At 63.0% G+C, this 16,299-nt stretch carries 18 protein-coding genes; 10 read left to right on the plus strand and 8 right to left on the minus strand.

All coding sequences use genetic code 11. From position 1 onward, the window contains the following. Positions 1 to 62 precede the first annotated feature (62 nt). The 8 genes from NKJ28_RS08015 (at position 63) to NKJ28_RS08050 (ending at position 6,585) form a co-directional block, all read left to right on the plus strand. Positions 63 to 1,229 carry a diphosphate--fructose-6-phosphate 1-phosphotransferase gene (locus NKJ28_RS08015; protein ID WP_352620682.1) on the plus strand — a complete coding sequence of 389 codons (1,167 nt, stop codon included), beginning with the start codon at positions 63 to 65 and terminating at the stop codon, positions 1,227 to 1,229. A gap of 16 nt (positions 1,230 to 1,245) precedes the next feature. After that, positions 1,246 to 1,971, plus strand: coding sequence for an MBL fold metallo-hydrolase (locus NKJ28_RS08020; protein ID WP_352568425.1), 726 nt, complete (start codon positions 1,246 to 1,248; stop codon positions 1,969 to 1,971). 356 nt (positions 1,972 to 2,327) lie between these two features. After that, positions 2,328 to 3,866, plus strand: coding sequence for a DegQ family serine endoprotease (locus NKJ28_RS08025; protein WP_352634901.1), 1,539 nt, complete (start codon positions 2,328 to 2,330; stop codon positions 3,864 to 3,866). Positions 3,867 to 3,999: 133 nt separating this feature from the next. Continuing rightward, complete coding sequence (locus NKJ28_RS08030) at positions 4,000 to 4,611, plus strand: molybdopterin-dependent oxidoreductase (protein WP_023680229.1); 612 nt, start codon at positions 4,000 to 4,002, stop codon at positions 4,609 to 4,611. Further along, positions 4,608 to 5,354, plus strand: a complete 747-nt coding sequence (locus NKJ28_RS08035) for an FAD-binding oxidoreductase (protein WP_023680228.1) — start codon at positions 4,608 to 4,610, stop codon at positions 5,352 to 5,354. Before NKJ28_RS08030 ends, NKJ28_RS08035 begins: the two co-directional genes overlap by 4 nt. Positions 5,355 to 5,796: 442 nt before the next feature. Continuing rightward, positions 5,797 to 6,000 (plus strand): DUF680 domain-containing protein, encoded by a 204-nt coding sequence (locus NKJ28_RS08040; protein WP_023680227.1) that lies wholly within the window; start codon positions 5,797 to 5,799, stop codon positions 5,998 to 6,000. Positions 6,001 to 6,071: 71 nt separating this feature from the next. After that, a complete protein-coding gene (locus NKJ28_RS08045; RefSeq protein WP_023680226.1) occupies positions 6,072 to 6,278 on the plus strand; it encodes a DUF680 domain-containing protein in 207 nt (68 codons plus the stop codon). A 67-nt stretch (positions 6,279 to 6,345) separates the two neighbouring features. Continuing rightward, a complete protein-coding gene (locus tag NKJ28_RS08050; RefSeq protein ID WP_352454766.1) occupies positions 6,346 to 6,585 on the plus strand; it encodes a DUF680 domain-containing protein in 240 nt (79 codons plus the stop codon). Here NKJ28_RS08050 and NKJ28_RS08055 read toward each other — a convergent pair. The 7 genes from NKJ28_RS08055 to NKJ28_RS08085 form a co-directional block, all read right to left on the minus strand. Next, complete coding sequence (locus NKJ28_RS08055; RefSeq protein ID WP_352568419.1) at positions 6,582 to 6,794, minus strand: hypothetical protein; 213 nt, start codon at positions 6,792 to 6,794, stop codon at positions 6,582 to 6,584. The genes NKJ28_RS08050 and NKJ28_RS08055 overlap by 4 nt on opposite strands. Then, a complete protein-coding gene (locus NKJ28_RS08060; RefSeq protein WP_352568417.1) occupies positions 6,791 to 7,903 on the minus strand; it encodes an ABC transporter ATP-binding protein in 1,113 nt (370 codons plus the stop codon). The genes NKJ28_RS08055 and NKJ28_RS08060 overlap by 4 nt, the downstream gene beginning before the upstream one ends. Positions 7,904 to 7,928: 25 nt before the next feature. After that, the gene (bglA, locus tag NKJ28_RS08065) at positions 7,929 to 9,593 is read right to left on the minus strand and encodes a beta-galactosidase BglA (RefSeq protein WP_352568415.1); all 1,665 of its coding nucleotides are present in this window, start codon (positions 9,591 to 9,593) and stop codon (positions 7,929 to 7,931) included. Positions 9,594 to 9,597: 4 nt separating this feature from the next. Next, positions 9,598 to 10,752, minus strand: a complete 1,155-nt coding sequence (locus NKJ28_RS08070; protein ID WP_023680222.1) for a carbohydrate ABC transporter permease — start codon at positions 10,750 to 10,752, stop codon at positions 9,598 to 9,600. A 1-nt stretch (position 10,753) separates the two neighbouring features. Next, complete coding sequence (locus NKJ28_RS08075) at positions 10,754 to 11,767, minus strand: carbohydrate ABC transporter permease (RefSeq protein ID WP_023680221.1); 1,014 nt, start codon at positions 11,765 to 11,767, stop codon at positions 10,754 to 10,756. A 227-nt stretch (positions 11,768 to 11,994) separates the two neighbouring features. After that, a complete protein-coding gene (locus NKJ28_RS08080) occupies positions 11,995 to 13,350 on the minus strand; it encodes an ABC transporter substrate-binding protein (protein WP_352452249.1) in 1,356 nt (451 codons plus the stop codon). Positions 13,351 to 13,508: 158 nt separating this feature from the next. Further along, the gene (locus tag NKJ28_RS08085) at positions 13,509 to 13,661 is read right to left on the minus strand and encodes a hypothetical protein (protein WP_352634904.1); all 153 of its coding nucleotides are present in this window, start codon (positions 13,659 to 13,661) and stop codon (positions 13,509 to 13,511) included. Positions 13,662 to 13,712: 51 nt separating this feature from the next. Here NKJ28_RS08085 and NKJ28_RS08090 point away from each other — a divergent pair, with 51 nt between their 5' ends. Next, positions 13,713 to 14,735, plus strand: a complete 1,023-nt coding sequence (locus tag NKJ28_RS08090) for a substrate-binding domain-containing protein (protein WP_352568411.1) — start codon at positions 13,713 to 13,715, stop codon at positions 14,733 to 14,735. A gap of 79 nt (positions 14,736 to 14,814) precedes the next feature. Here the strand turns inward: NKJ28_RS08090 and NKJ28_RS08095 are convergent, their stop codons facing one another. After that, a complete protein-coding gene (locus NKJ28_RS08095) occupies positions 14,815 to 15,723 on the minus strand; it encodes a LysR family transcriptional regulator (RefSeq protein ID WP_352568409.1) in 909 nt (302 codons plus the stop codon). Positions 15,724 to 15,802: 79 nt separating this feature from the next. Between NKJ28_RS08095 and NKJ28_RS08100 the strand changes: the two genes are divergently transcribed. Further along, positions 15,803 to 16,297 (plus strand): DUF8737 domain-containing protein, encoded by a 495-nt coding sequence (locus NKJ28_RS08100; RefSeq protein WP_352634906.1) that lies wholly within the window; start codon positions 15,803 to 15,805, stop codon positions 16,295 to 16,297. Positions 16,298 to 16,299: the final 2 nt, after the last annotated feature.

Raw genomic sequence — 16,299 nt, forward strand, 5'->3', positions numbered from 1 at the left:
TGCGCGATGCCGCAAGACAGGCGAATGTGCCTGCGATTTTCACCGCCCGGGAGACGTGAACAATGGCCGGAACTTTTGTCATCGCGCAAGGCGGCGGCCCGACCGCCGTCATCAACCAGACCGTGGTGGGCGCCACGCTCGAAATCCGCAAGCGGCATCCCGGCGCCAAGGTGCTTGGTTCCATCCACGGCGTGCGCGGAATTCGTGACGGCAATTACGTCGATCTTTCCGCCATCCCCGAGGACCGCCTGCGGCTGATCGCGGCGACACCGAGCGCCGCGCTTGGTTCGACGCGCGACAAGCCGGATGCCGCCTATTGCGACCTCATCCTCAACGGCTTGAAGAACGCCGGCGCCGATGCCTTCATCTATATCGGCGGCAACGACACCTCGGGCACGCAGCAGATCCTCACCGACGCCGCCGGCGGCAAGATCGCCTTCGTCCACGCGCCGAAAACCATCGACAACGATCTCCAGGAGAACGATCACACGCCCGGCTTCATGTCGGCGGCCGAGTTCGTCGCTGGAGCATTCCTTTCGGTCGATCTCGATTTCCGCGCTCTGCCGGGCATCTATGTCGGCATCGTCATGGGGCGGCATGCCGGTTTCCTGACGGCCGCGTCCGCGGCCTGGCAGCTCGATCAGGACAGCGGCCCGCATCTCGTCTACGTGCCGGAGCGGCCGTTCTCCGCGGCGGGCTTCATCGACGACGTTCGTGCAACGCTCGACCGCCACAAGCGCTGCATCGTTGCCGTCTCCGAAGGCGTCAGCACCGCCGACGGCAAAGCGCTGGTCGAAAGCCTGGTGCCGCCGGAAAGGCTGGAGCGCGACCAGCACGGCAACGTCAAGCTGTCGGGCAGCGACCTGCCGGCAGCCTTGGAGCGCGCGCTCGCCGAAGGATTGCCGGGCAAGCGGGCGCGCGTCGATGCGCTCGGCTATATGCCGCGCGGCTATGTCGGCGCCATCAGCGCGGTGGACGCGCAGGAGGCCTTCGATGCCGGTGCCTTCGCGGTCACGGTGGCCGACGAGGGGGGCGGTTCGGTGGCGCTGCAATATGACGGCAAGAAAACCGTGCTGAAGAAGGTGCCGCTGAAGAACGTCGCCGGCAAGACGCGCCATATGCCGGATGATTTCATGCTGCCGGAAGTCAACCGGCTGTCCGATGCGGGGATGGCCTATCTGAAGCGGCTGGTCCCGCAAAAGTACAAGGTCGGCAAGCCGTTCGTCTGATGCCGGCCTTGATCTGATGGACAGCTGGTTCAGCAAAACCATCGTCGACGCCAAGACGACGATGCTGACCGAGCCCTTCGTGCACGAATTCGTGCGCGCCAACATCTGGCATCTGCGCGGCCGCGATGTCGACCTGCTGGTCGACACCGGCATGGGGATCTGCCCGCTGGCGCCGCAGATCGACACGCCGTCCGGCAAGCCGCTGCTCGTCGTCGCCACGCATATCCATCTCGATCATGTCGGCTCGCTGCACGAGTTTCCGTTGCGGGCAGGGCCGCGCCACAGCGCCGCACAGTTCGACAGCATGGATGAAGCGGTGACCTACGCCTACATGTTCCATGATCTGGAAGGCGCCGTCTCCAGGCTGCCGGCAAAGGGCTGGAAGGCGGCCGATTACAGGATTCAGCCGGCGCCTCTGGCCCGGACCCTGGACGAGGGCGATAGGATCGACCTCGGCGACCGCCAATTCCGCGTCCTGCATCTGCCCGGCCACTCTCCGGATTCGATCGCGCTGTTCGACGAGGCTGACGGCCTGTTCTTTGCCGGCGACGCCATCTACGACGCCATGCTGATCGACGACCTGCCGGATTCGGATCGTGCCGCCTATCGCCGCACGATGCAGCGCCTGCTCGAGCTGCCGATCCGCATCGGCCATGGCGGCCATGGACCGAGCTTCGACGGCAGGCGGATGCGCGAGATCGCCACCACCTATCTCAGCCGGACCGACTGGAAAGGCGAATAGGAGGCCTCGGCTGAGGCGGCGCAAATCTGAAGCGATTTGTCTTGCGCAGCTATTTTGTTCTTGCTTTGTGCCGGCAGCTATGCTAGTAATCTAGGTGTGGTGCTGATTCGCCCCAATGACCCGCCGCAAGGCGGGTTTTTGTTTCGGGTTTCGGCGCCAGCCCGGCAAGGCGGCTGCCAGCCGGAAATTAAATCTTCGTAATATTATCTGGAAACCACGATCGGCGCCCTAGATGCGGGGCTGTCGATCCGGTCGGCCGCCGTGCCAGGCGAGACAGGCAAGGCCGACACGCCGATAGAGCATTCCGGTGACGGAACGCTGCGGCGCCCGATCAATCTCTCGCCCGGACAACGGCCATGTCACCAATCCAGACCCTTCGCAGACATCGCGTCGCCGCTCTGCTGGGCGCCGCGCTGATCGTCAGCCCCTTCGCCCTGCCCCTCGCTCCCAGGCTGAATGATGTCCTGGCGGCAACAGTGACCCCACCTGTCACCGGCATGACGGCGCCCAGCGGTTCGTTCGCTCCGGTCGTGGCGGCCGACAAACCGGCAGTGGTGACCATCGCGACGGTCATGAAAGTACAACAGCCGGACACCATGAGCGACGCCTCTCCCTTTGGCGGAACCTCGCCTTTCGACGACTATTTCCGCCATTTCTTCGATGACCAGGGACAGCCCGCCCCCAAGACACCGCCGGAACAGGCGCCGCGCACCGAGGCCCTCGGCTCAGGCTTCATCGTCGGCGCCGACGGCACCATCGTCACCAACAATCACGTCGTCGAGGGCGCCCAGTCGATCAAGGTGACGCTCGACGACGGCACCGAGCTTCCCGCCAAATTGATCGGTCATGACGCCAAGAACGATCTTGCCGTGCTCATGGTCAAAGCCGGCAAGCCCTTGCCGATCATCAAATGGGGCGATTCCGACAAGCTCATGCCGGGCGACCAGGTGCTCGCCTTCGGCAATCCTTTCGGCCTTGGCACTACGGTCACGGCCGGCATCGTCTCGGCGCGCGGCCGCGACCTGCATAGCGGGCCGTTTGACGACTTCATCCAGATCGACGCACCGATCAACCGGGGCAATTCCGGCGGCCCGCTAACGGATGTGAACGGCAATGTCGTCGGCATCAACACGGCGATCTTTTCGCCGAATGGCGGCAGCGTCGGCGTCGGCTTCGCCATCCCCTCGGACCAGGCGCAAAAGGTCGTCGCCAAGCTGATGAAGGGCGGCTCCATCCAGTACGGTTATCTCGGCGTCCAGATCCAGCCGGTGACGCCTGACATGGCGAGCGCCATCGGCCTCGATCACCCAGCCGGCGTGCTGGTCGCGCAGGTCAGCGACGGATCGCCGGCCGCCAAGGCCGGCATCGAGACCGGCGACGTCATTACCAGTTTCGCCGGCCGCGACATAAAGGATCCAAGGGATCTGTCGCGCGCCGTCGCCGACGTTGCGCCCGGCACGAGGGAAACCCTCAATGTCTGGCGCCAGGGGCAAAGCCTGCAGATCTCCGTCGAGGTCGGGCGCAACGAAGACGACATGGCAACGGGATCGGTGACCGGCGATCGGCGTCAGCCGTCGACGGAGCAGGGCCTTCGCGCACCGGCGCTCGGTCTCGGCCTGATGGACGTCACCCCGGATGTGCGCCAGGCAATGAACCTGGCAGGCAACCAGCACGGCGCGCTGGTCGAGCGCGTCGACCCGAACAAGGCGGCATCGGCTTCCGGCATCCAGCCCGGCGACATCATCGTCGCCGTCGACCAGCATCCGGTGAGGAACGCCAGGCAGGCTAACCAGGCGATTGTGCAGGCTGCCAAATCTGGCAAGAAATCGGTGCTGCTGCTTGTCGAGCGTGGCGACGCCCAGATGTTCGTCGCCGTCCCCTTCGCCAGTGGCTGAAGCGGGCGCCGCGCTGCCAAGATCGATGTAGAGCATTGCCGCCAGGCCGGAGCCAAGATTTCGGTTGCCCGCGCACGCGTCTTCGAGAAAACTGACAAAGGTCGATTGGACCTTGCGCAAACGGATATTCTCGATGGTTACCCGAGGCTTCTCTTCCGGACGAAAGCCGCCGACGGATACGGATGCACGTATCCCGCCGGGGCAATATCTCGAGCAAGGTTTCCCGGTCCTGTCGGCCGGCCCGACGCCGCATGTCCGCACCGAGGATTGGTCGTTCACGCTTAAGCACGGGCCGCGGCCGATCAAGAAGTGGAACTGGGCCGAGTTCAACGCGCTGCCCTTGACCAAGATGACACGCGACATCCATTGCGTCACCGCATGGACCAAGTTCGACACCGCGTGGCAGGGCGTGCTGGTCGACGACATCCTTGCCGACGCCGGCATCGAGCCGCCCACCGCCTTCACGCTGGCGCTGGGTTTCGACGGCTATTCCACCAATGTGCCGACGAAGGATCTCACCGGCGGCAAGGCGATGGTGGCACTGCTTTACGAGGGCAAGCCGATCACCCCCGATCATGGCGGCCCGGCCCGGCTGCTCGTTCCGCACCTCTATTTCTGGAAATCGGCCAAATGGCTGAACGGGTTGCAGTTCACCGAGCGTGACGAGCCGGGTTTCTGGGAATTGCGAGGTTATCATATCTACGGCGATCCGTGGCGCGAGCAGCGCTACACGAACGATCCATGAGCGACGCACCGGCGGCGCAGTCGCCCTGGCAGACGGTCACCATCACCCGCATCCAAAAGCGCACGCCGCGCGTCACCAGCTTTTTCCTGCAGCCGTCGCGGCCCTTCGTCTACCATGCCGGACAGCATGTCGATGTCAGGTTGACAGCGCCGGACGGCTATCAGGCGCGCCGCTCCTACTCCATCGCCTCGGCGCCGGAGACCGGCGAGACCATCGAACTGGCGATTGAAAAACTCGAGGACGGCGAGGTCTCGCCGTTCTTTCACGAGATCGCGGCGGTGGGCGACGAGGTCGAATTGCGCGGGCCGCTCGGCGGCCATTTCGTCTGGTCCGACGGCGATGGCGGACCGCTCCTGCTCGTCGGCGGCGGGTCGGGCGTGGTGCCGCTGATGTCGATGGTCCGTCACCGGGCGATGCGGGGATCGCTGGTCGCCGCCACCTTGGTGTTTTCGGCGCGGGTCTGGGACGAGGTGATCTTTCGCGACGAGTTGATCGACCTCGCCGAGCGCCGGGATGGCTTCGACCTGGTGCTGACGCTGACGCGCGAGCCGGCCCGCCGTCCGGCAGATCATGCGCGGCGGGTCGACGCCGCGATGATGGTGCAAGCCATGACGAGGCTGCCCGCGCCGCCGAAGCTCGCCTTTGTCTGCGGCTCGAACGCATTCGTGACGGCCGCCGCCGAGGCACTGATCGATGCCGGGGTGCCTGCGGCACTCATCCGCACCGAACGCTACGGGGTCTGACCGGTTCTGCTTGCCCGGTTGCTGCCTTTGTTGGGCGGCATAAAGCAGGCCAAAAGCAGCCGCAACGCCGACGCCGCGTTTGGCCGAAATGGTTAACGATTCGACAAAGAGCCTCGGCTGCGACTTTTATCGGTTTAAAAAATCGAACCGAACGGTTCGTTTCTGTTGACAATGCGTGCAGGACGCTGTGAACGCTGCCTCCCCAAGTCACCTTGCAGCCAGACCGATACTATGGGCTATCTACTTGATATTTAGCAATAAAATTGTGGCGAAGGGAATCTCTGGCACAATTTCAAGGTGTAGATTCTTGGTCCACACCAAACAACTTCGTGATTGGAAACTGGCCATCGCCTTTCCCACATCGGGGCTGTCCGAACGACGCGAATTCCTCCCAAGACACGCCGCTGGACGGACGGAAAAACTGAGATACTGGAGTACTAACATGAAAAAGATCGCTCTTGCCGCCGTCGCCGTTTTGGCCATCACCGGCAGCGCCTTCTCTGGCAGCGACAACTTTGGTTCCAAGGGTGCGAACCAGCCTGCCGCTTCGGTCGACAGCTCGTATACGGCTTCCATTCAGAAGCCGGCTCATGCTGACCAGCAGCCTGTCCAGGGCGCCGACCGAAACCTCTTCGGCAACAACTAACAGCCGATCCCAGCATCAGGGCGGCGGGCATATCCGCCGTCCGGGGATCTGAAAAATTCAGGAGTATTAAGATGAAAAAGATCGTTCTTGCTGCCGCCGCCGTTTTGGCCATCACCGGCAGCGCCTTCGCGGGCAGCGACAACTTTGGTTCCAACGGAGCCAACCAGCCCGCTGTCTCGGTCGACAGCTCCTACACGGCTTCCGTCAAGACGTCGGACCAGGCTGAAAAGCAGCCGGTTGTCCAGGGCGCCGACCGTAACCTCTTCGGCAACAACTAACAGCCGATCCCACCATCAAGGCGGCGGCATGCCCGCCGTTTGATTCGAAAATCCAGGAGTACCCAAAATGAAAAAGATTGTTCTTACTGCCGCCGCTCTCTTGATTGCCGCCGGCAGCGCTTATGCCCGCAACGACAATGTTGGCGGGACCGACATCAACAAGCAGTCGACCGTCAACGTCGACAAGACGCAGACGTATTCGGTACGTGACAGCAATTCGCCGATCTACAAGCTGCTGAATTCGTCTGGCGATGTGCCCAAGTCCGCGCCTCAGGGCGCCGACCGCAACCTCTTCGGCAACAACTAGAGCAATTCCAGGAAAAGTGTGAAACGGTTTTCCCGGGAAAAGCGCGTAGCGCTTTCCCTTGGGAATTGCGTCAAAACAAAGAGATAGAGCGGTTCGGCGTTCCGTGAAACGATGAACCGCTCTAACGGCCGAACTGGAATTCCAGACAAGAGCGGCGGGCCATGCCCGCCGCTCTTGTTTTTTGCATGGCGGAAGAACGCCTGCTTCAAGCCGCCTTTGCTTCTGCTTCATGGAGCGCGAAAGAGCGCCCGTCCGCGTCGAAAATATGCAGGTCGCCGGCGTCCGCCGTCAGCCGCAGCGTCGCTCCGCGCTTGACCTCGACATTGCCCGGCAGCTTGGTCACCAGCGGCAGGTCGGCGCGGCCGATGTCGACATAGACGAGCTGGACCTCGCCGAGCTGCTCGACGTAATCGACCGTCCCTTCGAACAAATAGTCGGCGCCGGTGGCAATCATCAGATCCTCCGGCCGCACCCCGAAGCTCACCGCAGCGCCTTTCGCCGAGGCAGGCGTTGCGATCGGCACCGTCGCCTTGCGGCCGCCGACATGGCTGACGACCGTCGGGTTGCCGGTCTTGTCGATCGTCGCCGGCAGGATGTTCATCGCCGGCGAGCCGATGAACTGGGCGACGAACAGATTGCCGGGCCGCTTGTAGAGCTCCATCGGCGTGCCGACCTGTTCGATATGGCCTTCCTTCAGCACCACGATGCGGTCGGCCAGCGTCATCGCCTCGACCTGGTCGTGGGTGACGTAGATCATCGTTGTGGCCGGCATCGACTCCTTGAGCTTGGCGATCTCGATGCGGGTGGCGACGCGCAGCGCCGCGTCGAGGTTGGATAGCGGTTCGTCGAACAGAAAAACCTTGGGATTGCGCACGATGGCGCGACCGATGGCGACGCGCTGGCGCTGGCCGCCCGACATCGCCTTGGGCAGGCGGTCGAGATATTTGGTCAGCTGCAGGATCTCGGCCGCCTGGCGCACCCGCTTGTCGATCTCGGCCTTGCTTTCCTTACCGATCTTCATCGAGAAGGCCATGTTGTCGTAGACGGTCATGTGCGGATAGAGCGCATAGGACTGGAACACCATGGCGATGCCGCGCTTCGACGGCGGCACGTCGTTGACGATCTCGCCATCGATCTTGAGCTCGCCCGAGGTGATCTCCTCCAGCCCGGCGATGCAGCGCAGCAAGGTCGACTTGCCGCAACCAGAGGGACCGACGAAGACGATGAATTCGCCCGACTTTATATCGAGGTCGACGCCGTGCAGAATGTTGAGATTGCCGTATGATTTCTTCACTTGCCGTAGCGTGACATCGGCCATGGTACCCTCCAGTTCTTCCTTGAATTCAGTCGATACGCCCGAACCAGGCGCCGTAGCCGCCGAAGCGGATAGTGCCGGCGCCAGTCTGTCCCGAAAACCCGTGTCCCGGCAAGGGCTGCAATGAGCGGCCGCCAAGATCGACTTCGGCCGGCTTTGCTCCGAGATTGAAGGCGCAGACGATCTGCTCGTTGCCTTCACGGCGGGTGAAGGCGACGGTGTCGCCCTCGCTTTCGATGAACTCGATATCACCCTTGGCCAGTGCCGGATGGGCGCGGCGGAAAGCCAGGAAGCGCCGGTAGTGCTCGAGCAGCGAGCCGTCGTCGCCTTGCTGCACATTGACGGCTTGCGCAAGGTGCTTGCTGGGCACGGGCAGCCAGGGCTTTGCCGTCGAGAAGCCGCCATTGCGGGCAGCGCCGTCCCAAACCATCGGCGTACGGCAGCCGTCGCGTCCCTTGAATTCAGGCCAGAAGCGGATGCCGTATGGGTCCTGCAGATCCTCGAAGCTGAGCTCGGCCTCGCTGAGCCCGAGCTCCTCGCCCTGATAGATACAGACCGAGCCGCGCAACGACATCAGCAGCGCCGAGATGACCTTGAGGTAGGCGGTCGGGTCGGGCTCGCCGGCTGCCCAGCGCGAGGCGGGACGCATCACGTCATGGTTGGAGAAGGCCCAGCACGACCAGCCGTCGCTGGCCACCTTGCCGAAGGTTTCCAGCACCGAGCGTACCTTTGCCGCGCTGATCTTCTCCGGCGCCAGGAAGTCGAAGGAGTAACACATATGCACGCGCTTGCCGCCGGCCGTATAGGCCGCCACCACTTCCAGCCCACGCTGCGAATCGCCGACCTCGCCAACCGCGGCCGTCGCCGGGTATTCGTCGAGCAAGGCGCGGAAGCGTTCGAGGAAGCCGAGGTTTTCAGGCCGGCTCTTGTCGTAGAGATGGTCCTGGTAGTTGTAGGGGTTGACGGCCGGCGCCGTCTGGTCGTTGCGCTGCTCGGGCGGCAGCGGCGGATTGTCTTCCAGGCCTTGGCTGTGGAAATAGAAATTGATGGTATCGAGGCGGAAGCCGTCGACGCCGCGCTCCAGCCAGAAGCGGGTGACGTCGAGCAGCGCGTCCTGGACCGCGCGGCTGTGGAAATTGAGGTCGGGCTGCTCGGCCAGGAAATTATGCAGATAATATTGCTGGCGGCTGGTGTCCCACTGCCAGGCCGAGCCGCCGAAGATCGACAGCCAGTTATTGGGTGGCGTGCCGTCCGGCTTGGCATCCGCCCAGACATACCAGTCGGCTTTTGGATTGCTCCGGCTCGAGCGGCTCTCCTTGAACCAGGGATGGATGTCGGCGGTGTGCGAGAGCACCTCGTCGATCATCACCTTGAGGCCAAGCCGATGCGCCTCTGCGGTCAGCGCGTCGAAGTCGGCCAGCGTGCCGAACATCGGATCGACATCGCAATAATCCGACACATCGTAGCCAAAATCCTTCATCGGCGATTTGAAGAATGGCGAGATCCAGATGGCGTCGACACCGAGCGAGGCGATGTAGGCCAGCCGGCCGATCATGCCCCTGAGGTCGCCGATGCCGTCGCCGTTCGAATCCTGATAGCTGCGCGGGTAGATCTGGTAGATCACGGCACCTCGCCACCAGTCGCGATCTATAGCGAGATCTGGCTTCGGGGTGGCCTTCAAAGCGGATTGCATGATCTCAACCTCCTTTCACCGAGCCGGCAAGCAGCCCGCGGACGAAATAGCGCTGCAGCGAGAAGAACACGATCAGCGGCACGATGATGGTGACGAAGGCCGATGTCGTCAGGATCTCCCAGTCGCCGCCGCGCGAGCCGAGCAACGCATTGAGCTTGGCGGTCAGCACGATCTGGTCGCCCTCGGTACCAAGGAAAACCATCGCCACCAGCAGATCGTTCCACACCCAGAGAAACTGGAAGATGGCGAACGAGGCCAGCACCGGGAACGACAATGGCAGCACGATCTTGACGAAGATCTCGAAATCGCTGGCGCCGTCGATACGCGCCGACTCCATGATCTCGCGTGGCAGGCCGGCAATATAGCTCCTCAGAAGATAGATGGCGAAAGGCAGGCCGAAGCCGGTATGCGCCAGCCAGATGCCGAGATAGGTCTTCGACGGCACGCCGAAGAAGCTGCCGACGCCGTTATAGAGCTTCAACAGCGGGATCAGCGACATCTGCAGCGGCACGACCAGGAGGCCGATGATGACGGCGATGAGCAGCGCCCGGCCGGGAAAGCGCATCCAGGCCAGCGCGTAGGCGGCGAACGCGGCGATCAGGATCGGGATGACGGTCGCCGGAATGGTGACGGTCAGCGAGTTCATGAAGGAGCGGCCGATGCCTTCCGAAAACAGCACCGTGTCGTAATTGTCGGTGGTGAATTTCGGCGGCGCCGACGAGGCGTAATAGACGCGCTGGCCGCGTTCGCTTTCGAAAGCCTTCGGCGAGGTCATGACGAAACTGCCGTCGGCATTGAGCTGCAGGGTGACGCCGTCGCCGAGATCGGCTGTCGTGCCGGCGGGATATTGCGTCGGCGCGGCCGACTTGACGCCAAAGGCGCTGATGTTGCGGGCCGGGCCGTCGCCGAAGATATTGCCTTGCAGGACGAACTTGCCCTCCTTCTCGACCTGCGCCGAGGCTGGCGGCAGCCGGCCGGCCTCCGTCTGGCTGGAACTGGTGAACGAGTTCCACCAGCCCGAAGCGATGATCTGATCCTTGTCGCGCAGCGACGAGACCAGAATGCCGAGCGTCGGGATCGTCCAGATCGCAACGAAGATGAAGACGGCGATATGGACGCCGAAACGGCTGACAAAGGACTTTCCGGTCGACGCGGCCATCTCAATGTCCTTCCGTCTCTTTGTTCGCCTGGCGGATGTTCCAGACCATGATCGGAATGACCGCGATCATGATGATGATGGCGATGGTGGCGCCGCGGCCGAAATCGCCGCCGCCGCGGAACATCCAGTCGAACATCAGATTGGCCAACACCTGGCTGTTCCACTGGCCGTTGGTCATGGTCAGCACGATGTCGAAAACCTTCAGCACCAGGATGGTGATGGTGGTCCAGACCACGGCGATGGTGCCCCAGATCTGCGGCACCATGATCTTCCAGAAGATCTGGAAAGGGTTGGCGCCGTCGATGACGGCGGCTTCCAGCGTCTCTTCCGGAATGCCGCGCAAGGCCGACGACAGGATGACCATGGCAAAGCCGGTCTGGATCCAGATCAGGATGACCATCAGGAAGAAGTTGTTCCAGAACGGCAGTGAGATCCAGACCTGCGGCTGGCCGCCGAAATACTGGATGATGGCGTTGAGCAGACCGATCTGCGTCTGCCCGTCGCCGCGATATTCGTAGATGAATTTCCAGATGACGCTGGCGCCGACGAACGAGATCGCCAGCGGCAGGAAGATCAGGCTCTTGGCGATGGTGCCCCACCAGATCTTGTCGGTGAGCACGGCGATGATCAGCCCGAGGAAGGTGCAGGCGGCCGGCACCACCGCCAGCCAGATGATGTTGTTGAGGATCGAGTTGCGGAACTCGCGGTCGCCGAACGCCCATTGATAGTTGGCCAAGCCGACGAAATGGGCGCCGCCGCGATCGAGGAACGACAGCCTCAGTGTCTCCACCACCGGGTAGATCAGGTAGATGGTGAGGATGATCATCGCCGGGCCGACGAACAGCCAGGGTCGGATCACCCCCTGCCGGCGCAGATTGTTAATCGCCGCCTTGCCGGAAACGCCGCGCGCCGGAAAGATCGTGTCGAGTGCCTTGTTGGCGCCCCAGAAATAGGCGACGCAGCCGCCCACGCCGATGATGATGACGAATATCGCCGAAAAAATCTGAGCCGCCATGGGTCCCTCCCCCTGCGCACGGATCCGCCAGTCGAGAATGGCTTTTGGCGACGGGATCATGCGCCGATTCAGTTGTCTGGAGCGCGACCAGCCGGAAAGCAGGTTACTGGGCGCGCGTCATGCCGGAATGCGTTGTGCTCACGACAATCGACGCGACGCCAACACCGGATAAGGTCCGGGCCGTTTGAGGCCCGGACCACATCACATTGGGAACTCAAGCCGGCCGCTTACTTGATCGCGTCCCAGCTTTTCTGGATGTCAGTGGCGACGTCCTGGGCGGACTTGCCGCCGACCAGGTCGATCATGCCGGTCCAGAACGCACCGGCGCCGATCTTGCCCGGCATCAGGTCGGACCCGTCGAAGCGGAAGGTCGAGGCGTTGGCCAGGATCTCGCCCTGCTTCTTCAGCGCGTCGCTAGCATAGGCGTCCTTGTTGACCGACTTGAACGGCGTCACGAAGCCGCCCTGTGCCATCCAGATCTCATGAGCGAGCGGCAGCTTCAGGAATTCGATGAACGCGCGGGCACTCTTGCTATCTTTAGTGATCATGGCCAGCGTGCCGGCGCCGAGCACCGGAGTGCCGAGCTCGGGCTTGGAGGCGTAGGGCGGGTAATAGAAGAAGTCGGCATCCTCGCCGATCTTGGTGCCTTGCGGGAAGAAGGTCGGGATGAACGATGCCTGGTGGTGCAGATAGCATTTCGGCGGCACCGAGAAGAGGCCCTTCGGGCTGTCACGGAAATCGGTCGCCGCAACCGCCTTGGCGCCGCCCTCGACCATCTTGTCGTCGGTCGCGATCTTGCCGAAAATGTCGATGGCGTTGACCACTGCCGGATCGTTGAACGGAATTTCGTTCTTAACCCATTTGTCGTAGGTCTCGGGCGTCTGGGTGCGCAGCATGATGTCTTCGACCCAGTCGGTCGCCGGCCAGCCGGTGGCGCCGCCCGAACCAAGCCCGATGCACCATGGCGTGCCGCCGTCGGCGATGATCTTCTTTTCGAGCTCGGCAAGCTCTTCCTGCGTCTTCGGCACCTTGTAGCCCGCTTCCTCGAAATTGTCCGGCGAGTACCAGACCAGCGACTTCACGTCGGCCTTATACGGAAAGGCGAAGAAGCCGGGCTTGCCGTCCTTGTCCTTGAACGTGCCGAGGTCGACCCAGGATTGGCCGGCGCCGTAATTGTCCTTGACCCAGTTGGCCGTGTCGTCGCCGAGCGGCGTCAAAAGGCCCTTCGATGCCAGATCCTGGATCAGGCCCGGCTGCGGCAGCACGGCAATGTTGGGCGGGCTGCCGGCCTGCGTGTCGATGACGATCTGCTGTTCGTAATTCTCCGACGAGGAGTACTTGATCTCGGCGCCGGTGGCTTCGGAGAAGTAATCGAGGACGGTGCGGATAAGCCCTTCGTCCTCGCCGCGCCACGGCCCGAAGATCGTCAGCGTCTCGCCCTTGAGGTCGACCTTCTTGAGCTCCTCGTAGTTGGCCCAGTTGAAACGGGGATCTTCGCCCGGCTTGAACTTCAGTTCGGCTTGCGCCGGCATGGCGAGCGCAAGCGTGGCAAACGCAGCGCCCAGCAGAAGCATTTTCTTCATCGGTATTCCCTCCCAGTGGTGACAAACACCGAACGAAACCTCCATTCCGTTCGCCGGCGCTGCAGGACTGTGACTCAGTCGGAAAGGAACTGCAACCTTTCGTAGGGTCTTCCAAAGCGCTTTGGTGATTTCGATCTCGCCACTGAATTGATCCGGAGTCAAGAGAAAGCCAAATTAATCGACTTAATTTCTGCGGTCGAGTGCCGGCGAAAGTGCGCTGCAGCACAGTTTTCTGGCGGTGCAGCAGCAAATTCGGCTTCAAACCGGTCCGAACCGTGCGTATGGTCATTGCGCTCGGCAAGGCGGTTCATAGCGGCCAGCTCGATTCAGATTAAAAGCGCTTTGAGGTTTGGAGGCCTCCGGTGAACCTCAAGCAGCTCTCCCACATGCTGGCGCTTTCGCAGACTACGGTGAGCCGCGCATTGAACGGGTACCCGGAAGTCAACGAGGAAACGCGCCGGCGGGTGGTCGATGCCGCCAAGCGTCACGGCTATCGCCCCAATCCGAGCGCCCGCCGGCTGGCGACCGGCAAGACGGGCATGATCGGCTATGTGCTGCCGACGGGGACGACGGTCGACATCGACCCGCATTTCGTCGAGTTCCTGTCCGGCCTCGGCGACTATGCGCGTTCGCACGAGCTCGACCTGGTGCTGTCACCGGCCGATGTCGACGACCAGGAGACGACGTACCGCCGCATTGTCGCCAACCGGCAGGTCGACGCGGTCTATATCTCCTCGCCGAGGCCGGCCGACCGGCGGGTGGCACTCGTCAATACGCTCGGCATTCCCTTCATCGTCCATGGCCGCAGCGAAGGCTTCGATTTCGACTATCCCTTCACCGACATCGACAATGAGGGCGCCTTCCACGAGGCGGCGCGGCTACTCGTTCAGCTCGGTCACAGGCGTCTGGCGCTGATCAATGGCGACGATCGCGAGACCTTCGCCATTCATCGCGAGCGCGGCGTGCGCCGCGCGCTTGCGGCGAGCGGCCTGGTGCTTCGTGATCAGCATGTCTGTTCGCTGACCATGACCGAGGAGAACGGCTATCGCGCTGCCAGGCGCTTGCTGGAACAAAGCGACGCGCCGACGGCGATCGCCTGCTCCAGCCTGATCATGGCGCTCGGCGTGGTGCGCGCGGTACGCGATCTCGGCCTGACTATTCCGGGCGACCTGTCGCTGATCGCCCATGACGACGTCTTTCCGTGGCTGAAGCCGGAAAATTTTTCGGTGCCGCTGTCGACGACACGTTCGTCGATCCGCCTGGCCGGCGCACGCGTCGCCGAACGGCTGGCGGCGCGGATTTCCGGCCTGGAGGAGGGCGCTCGCGGCGAGGTCTGGCCGGTCGATCTCGTGGTCAGGGGATCGGTCGCCGGCGCACCTGCCTAGGGGCATAACTCAATCACTCTGAACGACCAAGGTCGACTCTTGGCGGCTGTTGGCCAGCACCAGCGGGTGCGTCCTGGTCTCAGGCCGCGGATTTGAGGTGATCGATGAAGGCGCGCAGCTTCGGCAGGACTTGGCGCTTGCCGGGATGATAGAGGAAGACACCCGGCGTCGTCGTGGCGATGCTGTCCAGTACCGACTTGAGTTTTCCTTCGGCTATCAGACCTTCGGCGAGTGGTCGCGGTGTCTGCGCCAGCCCGACGCCCCGCAACGCAGCCCCGACCAACGTCGAATAGTCGTGCGCGATCAGCGGGCCTGAGACGACCGCTTCGATCGCGCCGTTGCCGTCGATGAACGACCAGGGCGCGATGCTGCCATTCGAGCGGCGCAAGCGTAAGCAGGCGTGGTGGCGCAAGTCGTCGACACGCTCGGGACGGCCGTGGCGCTCAAGATAGTCAGGGCTGCCGACGACCACGAACGAGAACGGCGCTGTCAGCCGCACCGCGACCATGTCGGCGGCGATGAGCTGGCCGAGGCGGATGCCGGCATCGAACCCGCCGGTCGCGAGATCGACCATCTGGTCGCTCACGGCGATCTCCAGTTCGATCTCAGGATAGGCTTGGCAGAACGACGCGATCAGCGGCTCCAGCATCAGCGGCACGATAGCGCGGGGCACAGACAGGCGCAGCAGACCGGTCGGCCGCTGGCCGATATCGCGGGCGGCCTCGCCGGCCGCGACAAGCTCTTCGAATGCCGGGCCGGCACGGTCGAGGAATCGCTGGCCAGGCTCGGTTAAACCAACGCTCCGCGTCGTGCGGACGAACAGCGCCGTGCCCAGACGGGCTTCCAGCGCGCGCACCGCTTGGCTCACGGCGGATGGCGTCACGCCGAGATCGGCGGCGGCACGGCGGAAGCTGAGGCGCCTGGCGACGGCCAGGAACGCCTCGACGCCCTCCAGCGCACCATGTCGGACTGTGTAGTTCTGCTTCATAGGTTGTTGTGATTACACCGGATAGTCGAATTGCGGTAGCGGGCTTAAAGCCGCGTGAATCAACTGTTGAGGAAGCCAAATGTCCACGGAAATGGTATTCCAAACCCACCTTGTTCTCGGCTACGTCGCGTGGCTGCTTTGCTTCGGCGCGTACGGTTTGCCGTGGCTCAGGTCGATGGACCGGGTCGCGGCGCAACGCGCCATCGCCACGCTGCACAGCTTCCGCTTCTTCGGGCTCGTCTTCATGGTTCCAGGTGTCGTAAGCCCCAATCTGCCCACCGACTTCGCCGTATTCGCCGCCTACGGCGATTTCGCGACTGGCGTGCTGGCCATGCTGGCGCTGCTCACGGTGAGGATACGCCCGCTCTTCTGGCCGTTGGTCGTCGCCTTCAATGTCGCAGGGACGGTCGACCTCATCGTCGACTATTACCACGCCATTCAGATCGGCCTTCCTGCACGCGCAGGCGAACTGGGCGCCACCTACGCGATCCCGATCATCTACGTACCGCTGCTGATGATAACGCACATCGCCGCATTCTATTTTCTGCTACGTCCTCAGCAAAACGCGACTTGAGC

It is taken from the genome of Mesorhizobium sp. M0145 (genome assembly GCF_040322355.1).
Taxonomy (GTDB): Bacteria; Pseudomonadota; Alphaproteobacteria; order Rhizobiales; family Rhizobiaceae; genus Mesorhizobium.